The sequence below is a fragment of the Novosphingopyxis baekryungensis DSM 16222 genome (genome assembly GCF_000420305.1).
GTDB classification, from domain to species: Bacteria; Pseudomonadota; Alphaproteobacteria; order Sphingomonadales; family Sphingomonadaceae; genus Novosphingopyxis; species Novosphingopyxis baekryungensis.
The window spans coordinates 187,872-205,844 of the sequence record NZ_ATUR01000003.1 but is presented as its reverse complement, the minus strand read 5'-3'; the positions used below and the strand labels follow the sequence as shown (position 1 = coordinate 205,844).

Annotated in this window: 15 protein-coding genes, 1 tRNA gene and 1 pseudogene; 9 read left to right on the top strand and 8 right to left on the bottom strand. The window is 63.3% G+C overall.

Going from position 1 to position 17,973, the window contains the following annotated elements; translation table 11 throughout:
• The first annotated feature begins 19 nt into the window (after positions 1–19).
• Positions 20–619 carry an SDR family oxidoreductase gene (locus G410_RS0104755; protein ID WP_022672507.1) on the top strand — a complete coding sequence of 200 codons (600 nt, stop codon included), beginning with the start codon at positions 20–22 and terminating at the stop codon, positions 617–619.
• 49 nt (positions 620–668) lie between these two features.
• Here the strand turns inward: G410_RS0104755 and G410_RS0104750 are convergent, their stop codons facing one another.
• Complete coding sequence (locus G410_RS0104750; RefSeq protein WP_022672506.1) at positions 669–2,015, bottom strand: AcvB/VirJ family lysyl-phosphatidylglycerol hydrolase; 1,347 nt, start codon at positions 2,013–2,015, stop codon at positions 669–671.
• A 158-nt stretch (positions 2,016–2,173) separates the two neighbouring features.
• Here G410_RS0104750 and G410_RS0104745 point away from each other — a divergent pair, with 158 nt between their 5' ends.
• Complete coding sequence (locus G410_RS0104745) at positions 2,174–2,890, top strand: AcvB/VirJ family lysyl-phosphatidylglycerol hydrolase (RefSeq protein WP_022672505.1); 717 nt, start codon at positions 2,174–2,176, stop codon at positions 2,888–2,890.
• A 31-nt stretch (positions 2,891–2,921) separates the two neighbouring features.
• On the opposite strand, the pseudogene mprF reads toward G410_RS0104745, so the two are convergent.
• The 7 genes and pseudogenes from mprF to G410_RS15645 all read right to left on the bottom strand — a co-directional run.
• Positions 2,922–5,201 (bottom strand): annotated as a pseudogene (gene mprF / locus G410_RS17135) (bifunctional lysylphosphatidylglycerol flippase/synthetase MprF); the annotation flags it as partial.
• A 141-nt stretch (positions 5,202–5,342) separates the two neighbouring features.
• Positions 5,343–5,516, bottom strand: coding sequence for a hypothetical protein (locus G410_RS17315; RefSeq protein WP_156851856.1), 174 nt, complete (start codon positions 5,514–5,516; stop codon positions 5,343–5,345).
• A gap of 129 nt (positions 5,517–5,645) precedes the next feature.
• Positions 5,646–5,722, bottom strand: a tRNA-Met gene (locus tag G410_RS0104735).
• A 97-nt stretch (positions 5,723–5,819) separates the two neighbouring features.
• Positions 5,820–6,674 carry a hydrolase 1, exosortase A system-associated gene (locus tag G410_RS0104730; RefSeq protein WP_022672504.1) on the bottom strand — a complete coding sequence of 285 codons (855 nt, stop codon included), beginning with the start codon at positions 6,672–6,674 and terminating at the stop codon, positions 5,820–5,822.
• The gene (locus tag G410_RS0104725) at positions 6,671–7,357 is read right to left on the bottom strand and encodes an alpha/beta hydrolase family protein (protein WP_022672503.1); all 687 of its coding nucleotides are present in this window, start codon (positions 7,355–7,357) and stop codon (positions 6,671–6,673) included. The genes G410_RS0104730 and G410_RS0104725 overlap by 4 nt, the downstream gene beginning before the upstream one ends.
• The gene (locus tag G410_RS0104720) at positions 7,357–7,608 is read right to left on the bottom strand and encodes a phosphopantetheine-binding protein (RefSeq protein WP_022672502.1); all 252 of its coding nucleotides are present in this window, start codon (positions 7,606–7,608) and stop codon (positions 7,357–7,359) included. The genes G410_RS0104725 and G410_RS0104720 overlap by 1 nt, the downstream gene beginning before the upstream one ends.
• A 54-nt stretch (positions 7,609–7,662) precedes the next feature.
• Positions 7,663–8,697: a GNAT family N-acetyltransferase gene (locus tag G410_RS15645; RefSeq protein WP_162604070.1), complete on the bottom strand. Its 1,035-nt coding sequence runs from the start codon at positions 8,695–8,697 to the stop codon at positions 7,663–7,665.
• Positions 8,698–8,745: 48 nt separating this feature from the next.
• Between G410_RS15645 and G410_RS0104710 the strand changes: the two genes are divergently transcribed.
• From G410_RS0104710 to G410_RS0104680, 7 genes are all read left to right on the top strand, one after another.
• A complete protein-coding gene (locus G410_RS0104710; protein WP_022672500.1) occupies positions 8,746–10,254 on the top strand; it encodes an acyl-CoA ligase (AMP-forming), exosortase A system-associated in 1,509 nt (502 codons plus the stop codon).
• Positions 10,251–11,477, top strand: a complete 1,227-nt coding sequence (locus G410_RS0104705; RefSeq protein ID WP_022672499.1) for a pyridoxal-dependent decarboxylase, exosortase A system-associated — start codon at positions 10,251–10,253, stop codon at positions 11,475–11,477. Before G410_RS0104710 ends, G410_RS0104705 begins: the two co-directional genes overlap by 4 nt.
• A gap of 213 nt (positions 11,478–11,690) precedes the next feature.
• Positions 11,691–12,320: an XrtA/PEP-CTERM system exopolysaccharide export protein gene (locus G410_RS0104700; protein WP_028971070.1), complete on the top strand. Its 630-nt coding sequence runs from the start codon at positions 11,691–11,693 to the stop codon at positions 12,318–12,320.
• Between the two features lie 28 nt (positions 12,321–12,348).
• Positions 12,349–13,893, top strand: a complete 1,545-nt coding sequence (locus G410_RS0104695; RefSeq protein WP_028971069.1) for an XrtA system polysaccharide chain length determinant — start codon at positions 12,349–12,351, stop codon at positions 13,891–13,893.
• A gap of 11 nt (positions 13,894–13,904) precedes the next feature.
• Positions 13,905–14,825: an AAA family ATPase gene (locus G410_RS0104690; RefSeq protein ID WP_022672496.1), complete on the top strand. Its 921-nt coding sequence runs from the start codon at positions 13,905–13,907 to the stop codon at positions 14,823–14,825.
• A complete protein-coding gene (locus tag G410_RS0104685; RefSeq protein WP_156851855.1) occupies positions 14,822–16,531 on the top strand; it encodes a porin family protein in 1,710 nt (569 codons plus the stop codon). Before G410_RS0104690 ends, G410_RS0104685 begins: the two co-directional genes overlap by 4 nt.
• 36 nt (positions 16,532–16,567) lie before the next feature.
• On the top strand, positions 16,568–17,971 hold the full coding sequence (locus tag G410_RS0104680) for an XrtA/PEP-CTERM system-associated ATPase (protein ID WP_022672494.1): 1,404 nt from the start codon (positions 16,568–16,570) through the stop codon (positions 17,969–17,971).
• Positions 17,972–17,973 lie beyond the last annotated feature (2 nt).

Below are 17,973 nucleotides of genomic sequence, written 5' to 3'. Positions count from 1 at the left end.
CAACAAGGACCTGCAGACCATGAACATTCTGATCGCCGGAGCCACCGGAAATACCGGTGCCAGGCTCACTCGACAACTCAAAGAGATCGGCCATTATCCCATTGCGATGGTGCGGGAATCCTCGGATCTCTCGAAACTGCCGGAAGGCATCGAGACGCGGCAGGCCGATCTGACGAATTTGTCCGCCGATGTCTGCCGGGATGCGGACATCGTGGTCTTCGCGGCTGGTTCGGGTGGTCACACGGGCGCCGATATGACCGACAAGGTCGACCGCGACGGTGCCAAAGCCCTTATCGATCTTGCTGCCAAGCAAGGCGTGAAACGGTTCGTGATGCTCAGTTCCATCGGCGCCGGGAAGCCCGATCCCAGTTCCGATCTGGCCCATTATCTGCAGGCAAAGCATGAAGCCGATGAGCATCTCAAGGCGTCCGGCCTGGAATATGTCATCGTTCGCCCCGTCACGCTGACCGAAGAGGATGGCGAGCGCAATATTCGCCTCGGTGACGATGTCGATCCCAAGGGCAAGGCCCATCGCGGAGACGTGGCAGCCGTACTGGCGCAGTCCACGACGGATCCAGCCAGGGCGAATGCGGTGTTCCTCATGGACAGCAAGATGTAATCACCAAGAGTATCCGGCGCGCGCGCCACATCGCCCGTTCCTCGGCGATCTAGCGTTCGAGCAGGCTGTCGACGATCCTGCCGGCATCATCATTGAGGTGATGATCGCCCGGCAGGGTGACTTTGCGTACCGATGGGTTGGTGATGCGGGGGCAGGCGTTGTCGCTGTCTTTCAAGCCGCCGATGCACAGGACGCTGCCAGCCATGCGCGCGACTTCCGGCAAGGTGGGGCGACTGGCGGCATCCTTAGCCACCAGCCAGTTGTCGAGATGGAACTGGAAATCGGCATTGTCGGAAAAACCGATCATCCCAACCCGTATGATCTGCTTCCGTCGCTCCGGCGGCAGCGCATCGTAGATGAAGGGCAGGACGTCCGCACCGAAGCTGTACCCCACCAGCAATATCTCGTTGCGGCCCCATTTCTGGCTGTAATGGTCCATCATGGTTTGAAGGTCGGTGGCGCTCTGCTGCGGCGTGCGGGCGGTCCAAAAATATTTCAGACTGCTCATACCGGCGACAGGAATGCCGCGCCGGGCAAGCTCGGCGGCGATATCTCGGTCCAGCCCGGCCCAGCCGCCATCGCCGGAATAGAGGATGGCCATCAGCCTGGGATTGCCAGCAGCCGTGGCGGGAATTTCCGTAATGGGCAGTCCGCCGGGCATATCGTCGGCTTCGGCATCCTGCAAAACGGGCATCAGCGTACCGGCGATCTGGCGTGGCCCGATCAGCTTGCCGCCGCCCACTTTCCGCACGAAATCGGACATCGGATCTCCGCCGCCGTCAAGGACCACGAACCACGGCTGATCGGCCTTGGGCAGCGCAGCAAGCATATAGCCATCCGGCCCCGCCGTACGCGCGGTCGTTTTGCCGCATCCGCGCATCGGCATGTCCACCGATTTCGGCAGGCCGATCGACATCGCTGCCTGATAAAAGCCATTCCCGGACTGTGCCTGGGCGATATAGGCCAGTGCTCCGCCTTCGCCGACGCCCAGCAGAACCGGCTGGATATAATGATCCAGGTTCAGCCGGTGCTGCACATCTTTGCCCACCGCATGCAGCTGGCTGGAAAAGTTCAGACAGGAAAACTTCTGCCGCACGCTGGCCTTGGCGGAGCGCTGAACCAGAAGCCGTGCGTCCACCCCCGCGACGATTATGCCGATATTCGATAGGTCGCGCGCCAACCGGTCTTCCTGCAAGGTCCAGCCGGCGCGGCCGGAGACCAGCATGGCCATTCCTTGCGGGTTGCCCTCGGGCTGCGTCAGGTACACCTTGCCCACGGGGCCATAGGCATAGATGCTTTGCCTGGCGGACGACGAACCGGGCCACCAGATGACTGCGAGAACGGCCAGAACCGCCGCCAGCAGCGCTATGAACCAGAAGTGCCGAAGCAGGCGCATCCTTTTCCCCTCTGCGCGATTGGATGATCTGCAAGACACCGGCCGAAGATGCCTGACAAGGGTGCTGATATGAAATGCCATGCCGATAAGCTTAAGCGCCCGCCTCGCCCCGGCGACGACTGGCTGCCCGAAGGTGCCGTGTCGTGAGAAATCGGCGCATGAAAAGGCTGTTGGGCTGGACGGGTGCCGCGCTGCTGACCCTCGCCATCGGCGGCGGGGGGTATCTGGGCTATCTCGGTTATTTCTCCAGCGATCCTTTCACGCCGGTTCCAGCGGCGGCGGACGCGCCAAAGGCCGATTATGCCGTCGCCTTTCTGTCGGGAGACATGGGCTTCAACGCCGGCATGGGGCCAAAAATCGCCGCGCGGTTCGCCGCCGATGGCGTTCCGGTGCTGGGCTTCAACTCGCTGACCTATTTCCGCCACCGCCGCACGCCAGAGCAGGTGGAGGATATAATCGCTCTGCTCACCCGTCGCACCATGCGGCAATTCGGTGTGCGGACCGTCGTTCTGGTCGGCCAGTCTTTCGGCGCTGATGCCTTGCAGCTCGCGCTGCCGGCCATGTCGCCGGAATTGCGGGACCACGTCGCCTTCGTCGCCCTTATCGTTCCGACAGACACGGTGTTTCTGAGGGCCAGCCCCGCCGAGATTTTCAACTGGATGAAACCGGATCGTCCGGCCCTGCCGACGGCACGGCAGCTGGACTGGGTGTCCGCCGCCTGCATCCATGGCGTGAGGGAAGAACATTCGCTCTGTCCGCTGCTGCATCGGTCCAATATCAACGATATCGCCTTGCCCGGCGGTCATTATCTGAATGACGATCCCGACGCGGTTTACGAGACGCTTGAACGGCAAATTGCCAAACGGGCACGTTAATGCGCGGCCAAGGGCTTGGCGGGAAACAGCCCTAGGGTTTGCCGGAAACCAACAAGGTCGTATCGATCAACGCCTGGGCCATGGGCAATCCCCGCGGTGCGGCCAGATAGCGCGAGCGCCATATGGGATGGAATTTCTCCTTATAGGCGCGCAGACCCTCATAGCCGTAAAGCACCTCGCCATGATGATAGAGCAGGCCCGCCGCGCGCGCCCAGAGCGGGGCAAGCCGCCGGTTCTCGATGCCGGAAAGCGGCGCCATGCCCAGGTTGAACCACCGATAGCCCTGGCTCTGCCCCAACAGAAATATGCTGACGAACAGATAGTCCATCGATCCGCTGCGCGCATCCGGTGCGTGGCGCATGAGGTCTATGGAGAGCTCTTCGCGGCCCGGCAGCGTCCATAGATTGGCAAAGGCGGTGATGCTGCCTGCGTCGTTGCGCACCACGGCAACCGGCGCGCCGCCGATATAGGCCGGATCGAACCGTCCCAGGCTGAAGCGTTTCTCGCGCTGCTTCTTGGCCGATAGCCAGCTGTCGGACACCGCGCGAAGGGCATCCATCTCGGCCAGCAAGGCATCGCCCTCGATCACCTCGAACCGCTGCCCTTCGCGCTCCATCCGGCCATAGGTGTTGCGCAGCGATTTGCGGGCCGCACCGCTCAGCGTAAAACTGGTCAGGTCCACGCGCGCTTCCTCGCCCAGTTTCATGATGCCAAGGCCAAGATCGATGACATGGGGCAGGGCGGCTGCGGACAGCTGGTAGAAGACGGCGCGCCCCTGCTCGCGATCGGCCACCTCGCGCAGTTGCCACATCAGGCCGCTCCAGCGCTCGGCAGGGCCGAAGGGATCACCCATGGCGATCCAGCTGCGGCCCTGCACCTGGTACATCAGAAACGCGCTGCCATCCTGCGACACGATGAAGCGCTTGTCCCCCGTGCGCGCCAGATGCGCCTCCGCATTATCGGTGGCGGCGATTGCCTTGTCCCAAACCTCATCTGGCAATTTGCCGGTGGAAAGACGGATATGGTGGGGTGAGGCCAGGCGCCAGAGGGCGAAGCCCAGCGCGACCAGCACGGACAGGATCAGGCCGCGCAGGAAACGAGGGGCATCGCCGCGCACGCCCAGTTCCCACCAGTTCTCCGCGCCATAGGCCCCGTTCCTATAGGCAAACAAGCCCAGCCAGCCGGACAGCAGAATGACGGCGACGACCGCCAGAATCCAGCGAAGCGAAAGCGGCTCGGCGGAAAAGGCGGTACGGCGGTAGAAGGCGGGCCCGGTCCATCGCAGGAGCGCGAACACGGCCAGCAGCGTGGCGGCTTCCTCATAGTCGATCCCGCGCAGCAGGGCGAAGGCTGCGCCCGCCAGGAGCAGCCCGCTGGCGGCATGGCGCGCCGCATCGAGCCGGCGGAACAGGCCAAAGCCAACCATCAGCAGCAAGGTGCCGATCAGGCTGGCGACGAGGTGCGAGAAGTTGACGAGCAGCAGCGGAAGGACACTCTCCACCGCTTTCAGGCGATCCGGAAGCGCTGGCAGGGTGCCACTGAGCAAAAGGATCGCGCCCGCCACGAAGACCAGCGATCCCATGGCAAAGGGCGCAATCGATGTCGCGACAGTGCGTGATCCGCGCGCCACGGTGCCGAAGCGCCGCCGGATATGTGCGCCCTCGCTGGCCGCCAGCACGCCCATCGCCAGCAGGAAGGGCAGGACATAATAGATCAGGCGATAGGCGATCAGCCCGGTCAGCATGTCCGATTTATCGATCTGCGGGAGCGCCAGCAGGATGATTGTTTCGAAGACCCCCAGACCGCCCGGCGCATGGGTGAGCACGGCGATCACCAGAGCGATTACATAAGCGGTCAGCAGCGTGGGGTAGCTCTCCCAGCCGAGCCCTGGCACCAGCACGAACAGCACGGCCGCGGAACAGGCGATATCGATGGCGGCGATGCTGAGCTGCGCCAATCCCGTGCCGGGCGAGGGCAGGGGCAGCGAAAACCGGTTCAGGGTGAGCAGCCTTTTGCCACGTGCGGATGCGGCGAGCGCCGCCATCAGGGTCAGCAAAATGACCCCGCCCATTGCGAGCTGCAGTGGCCCGGGCACGGCAAAGCCGCCGAGCGACAGGGCACCCGGCCGCAGCAGAAGCACGATCCCGAAAAGACTGAAAATGCCCGACCAGAAGGTCAGCGCCGCAATGGCGATCACACGCGCGACATTTTCCGGCGACACCCCTGCCTGCCGGTAAATGCGCATGCGCACCGATCCGCCCGTGAGCAGCGACAGGCCAAGCATATTTCCGACGGCATAGCTCAAGGCGCCGCCTTTTGCCGCGGTCGCCTAAGGCTGGCCGGCGCCCACCGTGCGCAGGGCCAGAAAGTCATAGATGGTCAGACAGGTGAAACTGCCTGCGGTAAACAAGATCGCCAGCATCACATGGGATGGGGCAATCGTGCGCAATTGTTAACGCAGATCGGCCACGTTGATTTCCTGGGACAGGGCATGGACGGCCATAAGGCCGAGCGCGGTTATCACCAGCATCACCAGCAGGCTGATCGCGGTCTTGTGCCGCACCCCGAATTCACGAAGGACGCCCATCTCGATCTGCACGTTCAGCCCGTCTGCCTGCCTGCTCACCAACGTGAGTCGCGTGCTGATACGCAACGGCGGCATCAATCGCTATCGGAAGTTTTGAAGGACTTCATTGCGCGTGGGCCGGCCTAGGCCGACCAGGCCGAGGCTTTGGCAAAAACGCCATCGTGAAATTGGTAGCGGAGGAGGGACTTGAACCCCCGACACGCGGATTATGATTCCGCTGCTCTAACCACCTGAGCTACTCCGCCCCAAAGGGCCCGGCGCGGCCAGTCGCCGCGCGGATCGCAGGCCTATAGGGCGGGGTTGCAGGGGCGTCAACAGGCCAGCTGCCTGTTCTTCCCGCGCTCAGACTTTTTGCAGACTGTCCAATATTTCCTCGCGCAACCAGCGCTGGGACGATGCGTCGGAGAAACTGTGCGAACTGGTGGCATGGGCGGTCAATCGCACGTGCGGATTGCGCTGTACCTTGCGGAAAAGCGGGCTTTTCCAGGCGGCCATGAAGGTGAGCGCCGTGGCATCGGCCTGTGCGATCAGGATGGTCGCCGGCGTTTCCAACGCTTCCAGCGCCGCCGCCGCCCGGGCGGCCAGCGGGGAGGGTGCCTGCCTTGCGCGCAGCCTGGCCAATCCGGCGGCAAATTTTCTCAGGTCGATCGCGCCGCCCATCAGGTCACGCAGCAGCCGGACCGGATTTTTCAGCCGCGCCAGATAGCGAGCGCGGATGGCGGCGCTGGATGGCATGGGGGACGGCATGGGGGACGGGCCATCCGCCGCACCGTCGGCCAAGTCCGGCGTTTCGGAAGGCTCGATCAGCCAGGGGTTGGCCAGCAGCAGCGCATCGATATCCAGATCGCTGGCACAGTGGATCAGCAGGGCGGCCGCGTCGCAATTGCCGAAGGCGACGATCCTGTCGAGGCTGGGACAGGCATCGCGAAATGCGGTGACGGCGGCGCGCAGCGCCGGCCCACCTTCCAGATAGCCCCGGTTCATTCCTGCGCTGTCCCCGATCCCGGGGCGGTCATAGCGAAAGACGGGGTGGCCCTCGCCAGCGGCCCAGGCCGCGAGCCTGGCCTGATTGGCGTGCCCGCCGCTGCGAATTTCATTGCCGCCGCTGACGATGAGCAGCCCGGTGGTGCCGGGCGCCTCATCCAGCGTAGCGGCCAGATGGTCGCCATCGCAGGAAAAGCTGATGAAGCGCCTCATGCCATCAACTGCGCGATATCGCTGACTATGGCATGGGCCATGGCCGCGTCTTCGCCCGGTTCGGCGCGCAGCCACAGAGCGGAGCCGGTGATGGTCGATGGGCCGGTTCCCGGCTTCACCTCCCGGGCAGGCAGCGCAGCGGGCAAGGCGTCATGCAACTCGGCCACCATCTGCGGGCCAAGCCAGTTGCCGGCCAGCTCGATCGGCGCGAGCCTGGACTGTTCGATAAGCTGCGCGGCGGTGACGGTCCGGCCATCCTCGCGCTCGCCCGCTATTCGTGTGCGCAGCAATGTCTTCAGCAGGCTGGCTCCCTTGGCAGGAGAAAGCCGCCAGCGATGCGCTGGGTCTGCCCCGTCATCGATCAGGCAACCGCCGCGTAAAGATGCCAGGCAATCTGGCTCCGTGACGGCTGCAGCGGCGACCACGGCATCCCGCCAGCGCGTCAGGCTTTGCGTATCGAGCTGGGCGAGACTTTCATTGCAGCCGGGCAGATCCATCAGCGCGGATGCGATATCGCGCTGCGCCAGCGCATGCATGGCCAGCACCAGCGTGCGGCGCATGCGGTTCATTTCATCGAACAGGGGCGGCACGAACAGGACCCTGGGGCTCCCGTCGCCAATCACGAGCAGCTGTTCGGCCAGCCCGTCTATAGTATAGGAGAGATGGCGCAGCGCGCCGGGCATCAATCCTGTTTCGCCTCGGCAAAGGCGACCAGATTGCCGAATGTCTCGAAGATTTCCGCATCGACATCGTCATCGTCGATCTCGATGTCCAGCCGGTCTTCCAGCTCGGTCAGCAGACCGGCCACCGCCATGGAATCAAGTTCGGGAATGGCGCCGAACAGCTCGGTATCGGCGTCGAACGCGGCCACACGCTCGGCATCGAGGCCCAGCACGTCGACCAGGACCGATCGAACCGCAATATCGGCTTGCATATCATGTGCCACAGGCTGGAATTCCCCTGAATAGAGCGCGTTGCAGCGACGCCCCTAGACATTGTCCGCGCGCCGCACAAGCGGCGCGAGCGCGCGGCCGAGTGAAGAGCGGATCATCTCGGGCCAGTTGGCCGGGTGAAAGGGGCGCATGGCCGTCAGGCGAAAGCGCGGGCGCACGGCCTCCATCCAGTCGCGCTTATACGCGTCCGAACCGGTGCCGTAATCGACCAGATCGACCTTGTCCTCATCGATCACATGCCGGAACAATGCGTGGGTCAACAGCGTGCCGGCGGACGCCTTGGCATGGCGTTCGTCATAGGCCAGCTTGTGGATCAGCGCTTCCCCATGCTCGCAGGTCCAGAACTGCGCCGCCACGCAGGTGCCGTCGATATAAGCGAGGCCAAGGCGCAGCGCGCCATGGGCACCTTCGATCCGCGCGATGGTTTTCAAGAAATCCGGGCTGCCTTCCTCGGGCTTCCAGCTGCGCGCGTAGACGGTCTGATAATCGGCCCAGGCGGCTTCATCGAAATGGTCGAGAATGCGCAAGGTGACCGCGCCGGACTTGCCCTTGCGCTTGACGGTGCTGCGCAGCTTGCCGGGTCGCTGCACCCAATATTCCTCAAAGCTGCGGCCGTTTACATGCAGGATGTGGTTTTCGTCACATTGCTCCACGTCGACCTGCCAGCCGGCTGCGGTGAACGCCGTGCGCATCTGCTGTGCATCGCTTTCGGCCAATGGAGAAAAGGTGACGGCGCGAGCCCGGGATCTCAGCGCCACCGCCGCATCACGCAGCAGGGGCAGGCGAAAGGCGGGATCTTCCAGCGCGTAAAAAAGTGGTGACCAGCGAAAGCTGTACCAATTTGCCAGCGCCTTCAGCTTGCCAGCATTCTCCTGCACCAGCGGCAGCCAGATCTCGCCCATAGGTTGACGCAGTTGCAGCAGTTGCAGCGGTTGATCTTCGAAGGCGGCGGCGTGCAGCGGCGCCAGCCAGTCGGCTCTGTCGAACAGCCTGGTCTGCGCCGGACGCGACAGCGCCGCACGGACGCTCGCATCCTGAAAATTATCGTGATATTCACCTTTTGACGCCACGTATTCCGCCATTCTTTCCTCTCCAAGCGGAGCTTCGGTTACCTGCTCATGTCGCATCCCGTTATCCTTCCGCTCGATCATCTGGCGCTGCGTGGCAAGCCCGATGATGATGCCCTGCATCTGCGTGGAGGCGCCATAAGCTATCAGGCGTTAAATCTCCGTATCGGTAAACTGGCCAGCTGGTTGCGCGATCACGGTCTGAATTCAGGTGACCGGGTGGCGAGCTGGATGGGCAAGACCGAAACAGCCTGCCTGATGCCGCTGGCGGCCGCGCGCGCCGAACTGATCCATGTGCCGATCAATCCGCTGCTGAAACGCGCGCAGGTCGATCATATTCTGGGCGATAGCGGCGCGCGTCTTCTGATCGCCGGCAAGGCCCGTCTCAGCACCCTCGAAACCGCCGATCTGCACGACGCCGCAGCGATCGAGGAAGGGCAGGCGGAGGCCGCTCTCAACGAAGATGGCGACAGTCTTGGTGCGTCATCGGATCATCGCAACGTGCACGACCTTGCGGCGATCCTCTACACATCCGGATCGACCGGCCGGCCGAAGGGCGTGATGCTGAGCCATGCCAATTTGTGGCTGGGCGCGCTGAGCGTGGCGCAATATCTGAAGCTCGCGTCCGACGACGTGACGCTGGCGGTGTTGCCGCTGAGTTTCGACTATGGCCAGAACCAGCTGCTCAGCAGCTGGGCTGCCGGCGCGTCGGTGGCGCCGCTCGATTATCTGACACCGAAGGATGTCGTGAAGGCCTGCGCAAGACATGGCGTGACTACGCTAGCGGCAGTACCGCCACTCTGGGTCCAGCTGGTGGAGCAAGGCTGGACGGACGACGCCGTTTCTTCAATGCGGCGGCTGACCAACAGCGGCGGCGCATTGACGCCGGGGCTGGTGGCCAAGTTGCGCGGCATCTTCGCCTCGGCCGAGATCTACGCGATGTACGGTCTTACCGAAGCATTCCGGTCTACCTATCTGGATCCCATGCTGATCGATGATAACCCTACCTCGATGGGCAAGGCGATACCGCATGCCGAAATCCTCGTGGTGGCTGCGGACGGAACGGAAGCCGCGCCCGATGAGCCCGGCGAGCTTGTTCATGCTGGGCCGCTGGTGGCGCAGGGCTATTGGCGCGATTCCGAGCGCACGGCGATGCGCTTCAAACCGGCGCCGGCCTTTTCGCATTCTGGCGGCACTGCCGTGTGGTCCGGCGATACCGTGCGACGCGGCGCGGACGGCCTGCTATATTTCGTGGGCCGGGACGATGCGATGATCAAGACGAGCGGCAATCGCATATCCCCCCAAGAGATCGAAGAGGCCGCCGATGCCAGCGAGGCGGTGGCCGAAAGCTGCGCGATGGGGCGCAAGGACGCTGCGCTGGGGGAGGCCATCGTGCTGTTTGCGCGCGGCACCGGAGACGAGACGGCGCTGCGCCAGCATCTGAAGGCCACGCTCCCCAATTTCATGCAACCGAGCGAGGTCATCTGGCTCGACGCGTTTCCTAAAAACGCCAATGGCAAGATCGACCGGACGGCGCTGCAGGCGCGGGTGGCTGCATGAAGAAGACCGGACCTATTCCAGACGGCTTTTCGGCCCTGGACGGCGCGCTGGCGATCGGCGAGGTGAAGATCACCGATGTGGCCGCGCAGGCGGGCGAGACACCGTTGTTCGTCTATTCGCGCGCATTGTTGAGCGAAACATTCGCGCGGCTACGCGCTGCGATGCCGCAGCAACTGGCCATCCATTATGCGATGAAAGCCAACCCCTTCGGGCCGCTGCTCCAGCATATGAATGGGCTGGTGGACGGGTTTGACATTGCCAGCGGCGGAGAGCTGGCGCTGGCGATAAACGCCGGCGTCGACCCGGCCCGCATCAGCTTTGCCGGACCGGGCAAGCGCGACGCCGAACTGGAAGCGGCCATCGGCCATGGCGTCACCCTCAATTGCGAATCCGAGGGTGAGGCCGAACGCGCGCTGGCTATTGCTGCGCGCATTGGAAAACCGCTGAAAATCGCCATTCGCGTCAATCCCAGTTTCGATCTCAAGGGATCGGGCATGAAGATGGGCGGCGGGGCCAAGCAGTTCGGGATCGACGAGGAACGGGTGCCGGTGCTGGTGCGGCGTCTGATCGATGCGGGCGCGGACTGGCGGGGTTTTCACATCTATGCCGGCAGCCAGGCGCTGAAGGCGGACGCGCTGATCGAAACGCAGAGCCAGACGATCGCTCTGGCGGCGCGGCTGGCGGAAGAGGCCGGCGTGACGCCGCCGCATGTCAATCTGGGCGGCGGTTATGGCATCCCCTATTTCCCCGGAGACGAGCCGGTCGATATCGAGGCGGTGGGGCGGGCGCTTTCCGCAGAACTGGCCGGGCGCGCGTCGATTTTGGCCGATACGCATTTTGCGATAGAGCTCGGGCGCTATCTGGTTGGCGAGGCGGGCGTCTATCTCACCCGGGTGATCGACCGAAAAATCAGCCACGGCGAAACATTCCTGATCACCGATGGCGGTTTGCACCATCAACTGGCCGCGAGCGGAAATTTCGGGACCGTCATTCGGCGCAATTATCCGGTTGCCATTGCCAACCGGTTCGATGCCACTGCCGAAGACGTGCAATCTGTGGTAGGATGTCTATGCACGCCGCTGGACCGGTTGTCGGACCAGGCCATGTTGCCCCGTGCCGATGTGGGAGATCTGGTCGCGATCTTCTGTGCCGGAGCATATGGCGCCAGCGCGTCGCCGGCCAATTTCCTCGGTCAGGGACCGGCGGCGGAACTGTTGATCTGAGCAACGGTCAGCACCGGCCAAGGCGGTCCCCTATGCGTCCAAACAGGCAGCATATTCGTTGCCAATATGGGTTCTTATGACAGCAATCGGATCCAATTCCGGTTCAATACTAATGGTCTGTTCACCCTTTTGGTGCATGCCATCATCAAGACATCCGTTCGTTCGATATGCGCGCGTGGCGGAGATCCAAAGAGGTACTTTATTATGGCGAACATGAAGATCAGGGCGGCGGCTTTCTTGTCCGGCGTAGCGCTGCTTTCGGCATGCGCCGGACCGGCGCCGGGGCCGCAACTGCCGCCCGCAACCTATGTGTCGCAGACCGAAGCGCCCAGCGAGCAATATGTTATCGGCCCGTTGGATGAGCTCCAGATCTTCGTCTGGCGCAATCCGGAACTGGGTGCCACGGTGCAGGTGCGCCCGGATGGCCGCATCACCACGCCGTTGATTACCGACCTGCCCGCCACCGGCAAGACGCCCAAGCAGCTTTCCGACGATATCAAGCTGCGTCTGGCGGAATATATCAACGATCCGATCGTGTCGGTAATCGTGAAGAGCTTTGCCGGCACCTTCTCTCAGCAGGTCCGCATCGTCGGTGCCACCGACAAGCCGGCCTCGATTCCTTATCGTGCGAACATGACGCTGTTGGATGCGATGATCGCGGTTGGCGGGCTCAGCGAATTTGCTGCCGGCAACAAGGCCCGCCTGATCCGTGCCGATCGCGAATCCGGCGTGCAGCGCGAATATTCCGTTCGGATCGATGATCTGCTCAAACGCGGCGACAGCAAGGCCAATGTCCTGCTGCGCCCCGGCGACGTGATCATTATTCCGGAAAGCATGTTCTGATCGCTCTGTTCATGAAGGAATGTCTGTCTTGAACGGTCTCTTCGACGAAATCCGTATCGCGCTCTACCGCGTGTGGAAACGGCGCTGGTTCGCACTGGCCGTGGCGTGGGGCATCTGTCTTCTCGGCTGGCTGGTCATCGCGCTGATTCCGAACGTTTATGAATCGCGTGCGCAGCTGTTCGTTGGCGATCAGGCGATGCTGTCCACCAATGTCATCGACGACCGTGCCGACCAGCGGCAGAAGCTGGACCGGATCCAGCAAACGCTGCTGTCTGCGGACAATCTGGAAAAGGTCGTACGCGGCACTGCGCTGGGCGATTCCGTATCGTCGGATGCGGACATGGCCGGCAAGATCGTGGCGCTGCGCCAGAATATCATGGTGAAATCCGAGCAGGCCAATCTGGTCGATATCAGCGTCATGCAGTCCAGCAGTGGACGCACGGACGGGGAGGCAGCCGGCTTGGCCCGAGATATTGCGCAGAAAGTGATCGATATATTTCAGGAGGAGAATATCGCGGGCGGTGCAGGCCGCACCGGCACGGCGCTGCGCTTTCTGGACCAGCAGTTGGCCGACCGGCAGCAGGAACTGCAGGCAGCCGAGCAGAAGCGCGTGGCGTTTGAAACCCAGAATCTCGGGCTGCTCCCGGGGGCCGGGTCCGCCAGCCAGCAGCTCCTGGCGGCCCGCACGGAACTGGGGCAGATCGATAGCCAGCTGGCATCCGCCCAAAGCTCGCTCGCCGCGCTCAATGGTCAGCTGGCCGGTACGCCGCCCACAATCTCGACGCCCATTCCAGGCGGCGGTGGAGGCAATCCGGCGGCCAATCAGATGGCGCAGTTGCAGGGCGAACTGGCTTCGGCGCGGGCACGCGGCTGGACCGACAGCCATCCCGATGTCATCGCCATGAAGAATCAGATCGCCAGTCTGCGCGGCGCGGCCAGCGCACCGTCCAATGCGGGCGCGGGCAGCTATCGCACGCCCAATCCGGCCTACAGCTCACTGCAGTCCATGCAGGCCGACCGCAACGCGGCGGTGGCGGCCTTGCGCTCCCGCAAAGCGGCCCTGGAGAGCGATGTCAGCCGTCTGATGGGCAGACAGTCCGCCGAGCCAGGCGTGCAGGCGGAATATGAGCGCATCAGCCAGGATTATGATGTGCTGAAGCAGCAATATGACAAGCTTTTGGCGGAACGCGAAAATATTCGTCTGCGCGGTGACGTGGAGCAGGAATCGGATCTCACGCAGTTCCGGGTGGTCACGCCGCCGAGCGCCAGCCGCGTGCCCGCCGCGCCGAACCGCCCACTCCTGCTGACGGGCGTGCTGCTGCTGGGCCTTGGCGGCGGCGCCGGGATTGCCTTTGCCATGTCGCAGCTGCGCACCAGCTTTCCCACGCCCGCCGCGCTGGAACGCGCCAGCGGTCTGCCGGTGATCGGATCGATTTCGGAAATGCTGACCGATGCCCAGCGTGCCGCCCGCAAAAAGCGCCAGCGTCTCTTCTATGGTGGCGCGGGCGCGCTCGCCATTGTCTTTCTGATGCTGATGATGGTGGAATTCGTCCAGCGTGGCTCGGTAGCGTGAAGGATATATGCATGACCAACAATGATCCTGCTGCGCATCAGCCCTCGCTCCTGGAGCGTGCCGCCGAAATCTATGATTTTGGTGCCGCGCTGCGTCGTCAGGTGGGGGGCGCTGAAGAATCCTATCAGCGCAGCCAAGCCAAGGCGCAGCCAGCGCCGGCCCGCCGCGAGCCCAGCCAAAGGGTCGAGATCGACCGTGCTACCCTGCGCCAGAATAATCTGATCGTTCCTGACGGAGCAGTCGGCAAACTGCTCGAAGAATTCCGCATCGTCAAACGCCAGCTGCTGCTATGGGCCAATGGCGCCAAGGGTATGGAGCCCATACCGCATGGCCGGCGCATTCTGGTCTGCTCCGCCAATGCGGATGAGGGCAAGACCTTCTGCGCCATCAATCTGGCGCTGGCTCTTGCCACGGAGCGCGACACCCGGGTTTTGCTGGTCGATGCGGATTTCGCGCGACCCTCCATTCTTCCGACCTTGGGCATCGATCCGCAGGATGCGGACGGCGTGACCATTCCAGGACTGATGGACGCGCTGGCCGATCCGGACCGCGATGTCGAAAGCCTGATCCTGGGCACCGACATACCGGGATTTACCATTTTGCCGTCAGGCATGCAGAACAAAGCCGATACTGAATATCTAGCGTCGCACCGCACGCAAACCGTGTTTCAGCGGCTGGAAGCAGCGGACCCGAACCGGATCGTCATATTCGACAGCCCACCCGCATTGGCGGCGTCACCGGCCGGCGTCTTGGCGATGCATGCCGGACAGGTGTTGCTCGTGGTCAAGGCCGACGAAACCAGCGATGCGGCGCTGCGCGATGCGCTGGGTCTGCTCGGCGGCTGCGAGCATATCCGCCTGCTGCTGAACGGAACGCAGTTTTCCACCACCGGCCGCAAGTTCGGTTCCTATTATGGACATGGAGCATCATGATGATGGCCCCCTACAGACTATCCATGGCGCTCACGCTGGCCGCCCTTGGCGCGCCGCTGGCCGCGCAGGATTATGGCGCCAGCTATGATGCACCGCCCAGCGACGGGGCAGGGCCGCAGCTGGAAACCGAAACGCTGGACGAAGTGCCGTCGACGACGCGTTCCTCAAGCCGCGTGCGCAGCGATATCACGCCCTATATCGAAGTGGATCAGGTGGCCTTTACCGGCGGCAATGGTCAGAGCGATATCGTCACCTACACCACCGTCGCCGCTGGCGTGGATGCGCGCATCAGCCAGCAGCGCGTCGAGGCCGGGATCAGTGCGCGCTATGAGCGGCTGATTACCTATGATGACGATCTGGCGGACAGCGATTATGTGACCGGCCTGGCATCCGGCAGCGTCAAGCTGGCGCGGGGAATTTCCGTCGATGCGGGCGGTCTTGCCGCACGCACCCGGGTCGATGGAGCCGGCGCGCGGCCCAGCAATCTGGTCGGCAATCCGGCCAATACCAGCCAGATCTATTCGGTGTACGCCGGGCCGACCATCGGGGTGCAGACCAACGGCGTCACGATCGGCGCAGCGTACCGGGCCGGTTATACCCGGCTGGAGGATGACGGCATCGATTCCGCTGTCGGCCTTGGCGGAGTGCTGCCCTTCGATGAAAGCACCAGCCATTCGGCCAGCGCCACGATCGGCCAGCAGGCGGGCGGCGTGCTGCCAATCGGCTGGGCAGTCGGCGGCGGATATCAGCGCGAGGATGCAGGCGCGCTCGATAACCGGTTCGAGAATGTCTATGGCCGGGTGGACCTGACCGTCCCCGTTAGCCCGACCTTGGCCGCCGTCGGCGGTGCGGGCTATGAGGAAATCGAGATTTCCGAGCGCGATGTGCAGCGCGATGCCAATGGCAATGTCCTCACCGACGATGCCGGGCGACTGATCGTGGATCGGTCCAGCCCGCGATTGCTGGCTTATGAGCAGGACGGCTTCATCTGGGATGTGGGCGTGCTGTGGCGGCCCAGCCGCCGCACCTCGCTCGAGGCGCGGGTCGGCCAGCGTTATGGCAGCGAGACTTTCAGCGGCACGTTCAGCTGGCAGCCCAATCAGCGATCCTCGCTCGGCGTGTCCGTTTATGACAGCGTGACCGGATATGGCAGCCTGTTGCGCGATCGCCTGGCCGGTCTGCCGACCGATTTCGAGTCCTTCCGCAATCCCCTGACGGGCGACGTCAGCAGCTGTGCGTTCGGCACGGCCACGGGCGTCTGTTTCGACGATGTGCTGCAGTCCGCCTCCGGCGTCGCCTTCCGCTCGCGCGGCATTACCGGCAGCTATTCCACCGATATGGCAGGATGGAAGGCCGGGCTGGCGCTGGGATATAACCGGCGCAAATTCCTGACTTCCGATAGCGGTGTGCAGGCGGCGATCAACGGCACGACCGATCAGAATTATTTCGCCAATCTGTTCCTTTCGCGGGATCTGGATGCGCTTTCGACGCTGACCGCCAATGTCTACGCCAATTATTTCGATCCAGGCTTTGCCGCTGGCGAGGTGTTCGCTCTGGGCGCAAATGCGGGATATAATCGCAGCATCTGGCGTGGCCTGGACGCGACGGCGGCGCTGGGTGTCGATTATTATGACAGCCAGGCATTCAATCTGAACAATGACGAGTTCACGGCGTCGGCACTGCTTGGCCTGCGGTACAGTTTTTAACGCGCGCGCAAGCAAGACGCGACAGGGGATCACGAGATGTATGATCAATTCTATGAACTGAGCGGACGCCCGTTCCAGCTGACGCCCGATCCGCGCTTTTATTTCGAAAGCGCCACGCATCGCAAGGCGCTCAGCTATCTGGGCTATGGGCTGGCGCAGGGCGAAGGTTTCATCGTCATTACTGGCGAGATCGGTGCGGGCAAGACCACGCTGGTGCGTCATCTCATGGAAACGGTCGATCCAGGGCGGCTGACCGCCGCGACCATCGTGACGACTCAGGTCGAAGGTCATGACCTGCTTGGCATGGTGACGGAAAGCTTCGGCCTTTCCATGGCGGGCAAGCCGAAGAGCGAGATGCTGCGCGGGCTGGAAGATTTTCTCCACGCCGAAGCGCGGGAGGGACGGCGCTGCCTGCTGGTGGTGGACGAGGCGCAAAATCTGCCCACGGACACGCTGGAAGAGCTACGCATGCTGTCCAATTTCCAGCTCGGCAATCAGGCGTTGTTGCAGATATTCCTGCTGGGGCAGCCGGAATTTCGGGACAAGCTGCGCGATGCGCCAGGTCTGGAACAGTTGCGCCAGCGCGTGATCGCCACCCATCATCTCGATGCGATGCAGGCGAGCGAGATCGAACCCTATATCATCCACCGGCTGTCCAAGGTCGACTGGAACGGCCGCCCGGACATCACGGTCGATGCCATAAGCCGCCTGTATGACGCCAGTGGGGGCGTGCCGCGCAAGCTGAACATGCTGCTGACGCGGGTGCTTCTTATGGGGGCGGTCGAACGCCGCGAACGGATCGACGGCGCGCTGGTCGATACCGTATTGGCCGATATTCAGGGAGATGCGCCCGTGGCGGACCGGGCTACCAACCCTCCGGAGACGCCGCGATCGGTCGATGCAGCAGCGGTGGCGGACATTCCGGAACCGTCCATCGAGCCGAACGAGCCGGTACAGGACGAGGCGCTGGAGAGCATCACGGCGTTCGATGGACCGAAGAACGCGCCGGTGCGCTTCTTTCGCCCTGACAAGCCGCCACCTGTTTATGATGCGCCCGAAGCCGATGGGGCTGCGGACATGGGCGATGATCCCATGATCGAAGCGGCCCCGGAAGATCCCGTGGCCGCGATCGCGCATGACCTTGGTGATATTTCGCAACAGGGCGCAGAAGAAACGTCCGCTGATGAGGCCGGCATGGCCGAACATGACGAACCGGCGATGCCCGCGATGGAGGCGACTGCAGAGGACTCCCCGCCCGGGCATGACGGGTCTCATGATAATCTAGGCGCTTCCGCAGCCCGCATCGACGAACTGGCGGAACGGATCGATCTATTGTCTGGCCGCGTGGCCGATCAGGAGGAAACCATCCGGCGGCTCGTGACCATTCTGCTGGAATATGTTGAGCGCGACGAAAAACCGGCGCATCTTCGCGCCGCCTGATC

What these genes read in the sequence shown, in the direction of transcription:
- G410_RS0104750 (WP_022672506.1), bottom strand. Translation starts at nt 2,015, where the DNA reads ATGCGCCTGCTTCGGCACTTCTGGTTCATAGCGCTGCTGGCGGCGGTT.
- G410_RS0104720 (WP_022672502.1), bottom strand. Translation starts at nt 7,608, where the DNA reads ATGCAAGCCGATATTGCGGTTCGATCGGTCCTGGTCGACGTGCTGGGC.
- G410_RS0104680 (WP_022672494.1), top strand. Translation starts at nt 16,568, where the DNA reads ATGTATGATCAATTCTATGAACTGAGCGGACGCCCGTTCCAGCTGACG.
- G410_RS0104725 (WP_022672503.1), bottom strand. Translation starts at nt 7,357, where the DNA reads ATGCCCGGCGCGCTGCGCCATCTCTCCTATACTATAGACGGGCTGGCC.
- G410_RS0104755 (WP_022672507.1), top strand. Translation starts at nt 20, where the DNA reads ATGAACATTCTGATCGCCGGAGCCACCGGAAATACCGGTGCCAGGCTC.
- G410_RS0104730 (WP_022672504.1), bottom strand. Translation starts at nt 6,674, where the DNA reads ATGAGGCGCTTCATCAGCTTTTCCTGCGATGGCGACCATCTGGCCGCT.
- G410_RS0104705 (WP_022672499.1), top strand. Translation starts at nt 10,251, where the DNA reads ATGAAGAAGACCGGACCTATTCCAGACGGCTTTTCGGCCCTGGACGGC.
- G410_RS0104700 (WP_028971070.1), top strand. Translation starts at nt 11,691, where the DNA reads ATGAAGATCAGGGCGGCGGCTTTCTTGTCCGGCGTAGCGCTGCTTTCG.
- G410_RS0104685 (WP_156851855.1), top strand. Translation starts at nt 14,822, where the DNA reads ATGATGATGGCCCCCTACAGACTATCCATGGCGCTCACGCTGGCCGCC.
- G410_RS0104710 (WP_022672500.1), top strand. Translation starts at nt 8,746, where the DNA reads ATGTCGCATCCCGTTATCCTTCCGCTCGATCATCTGGCGCTGCGTGGC.
- G410_RS0104745 (WP_022672505.1), top strand. Translation starts at nt 2,174, where the DNA reads ATGAAAAGGCTGTTGGGCTGGACGGGTGCCGCGCTGCTGACCCTCGCC.
- G410_RS0104690 (WP_022672496.1), top strand. Translation starts at nt 13,905, where the DNA reads ATGACCAACAATGATCCTGCTGCGCATCAGCCCTCGCTCCTGGAGCGT.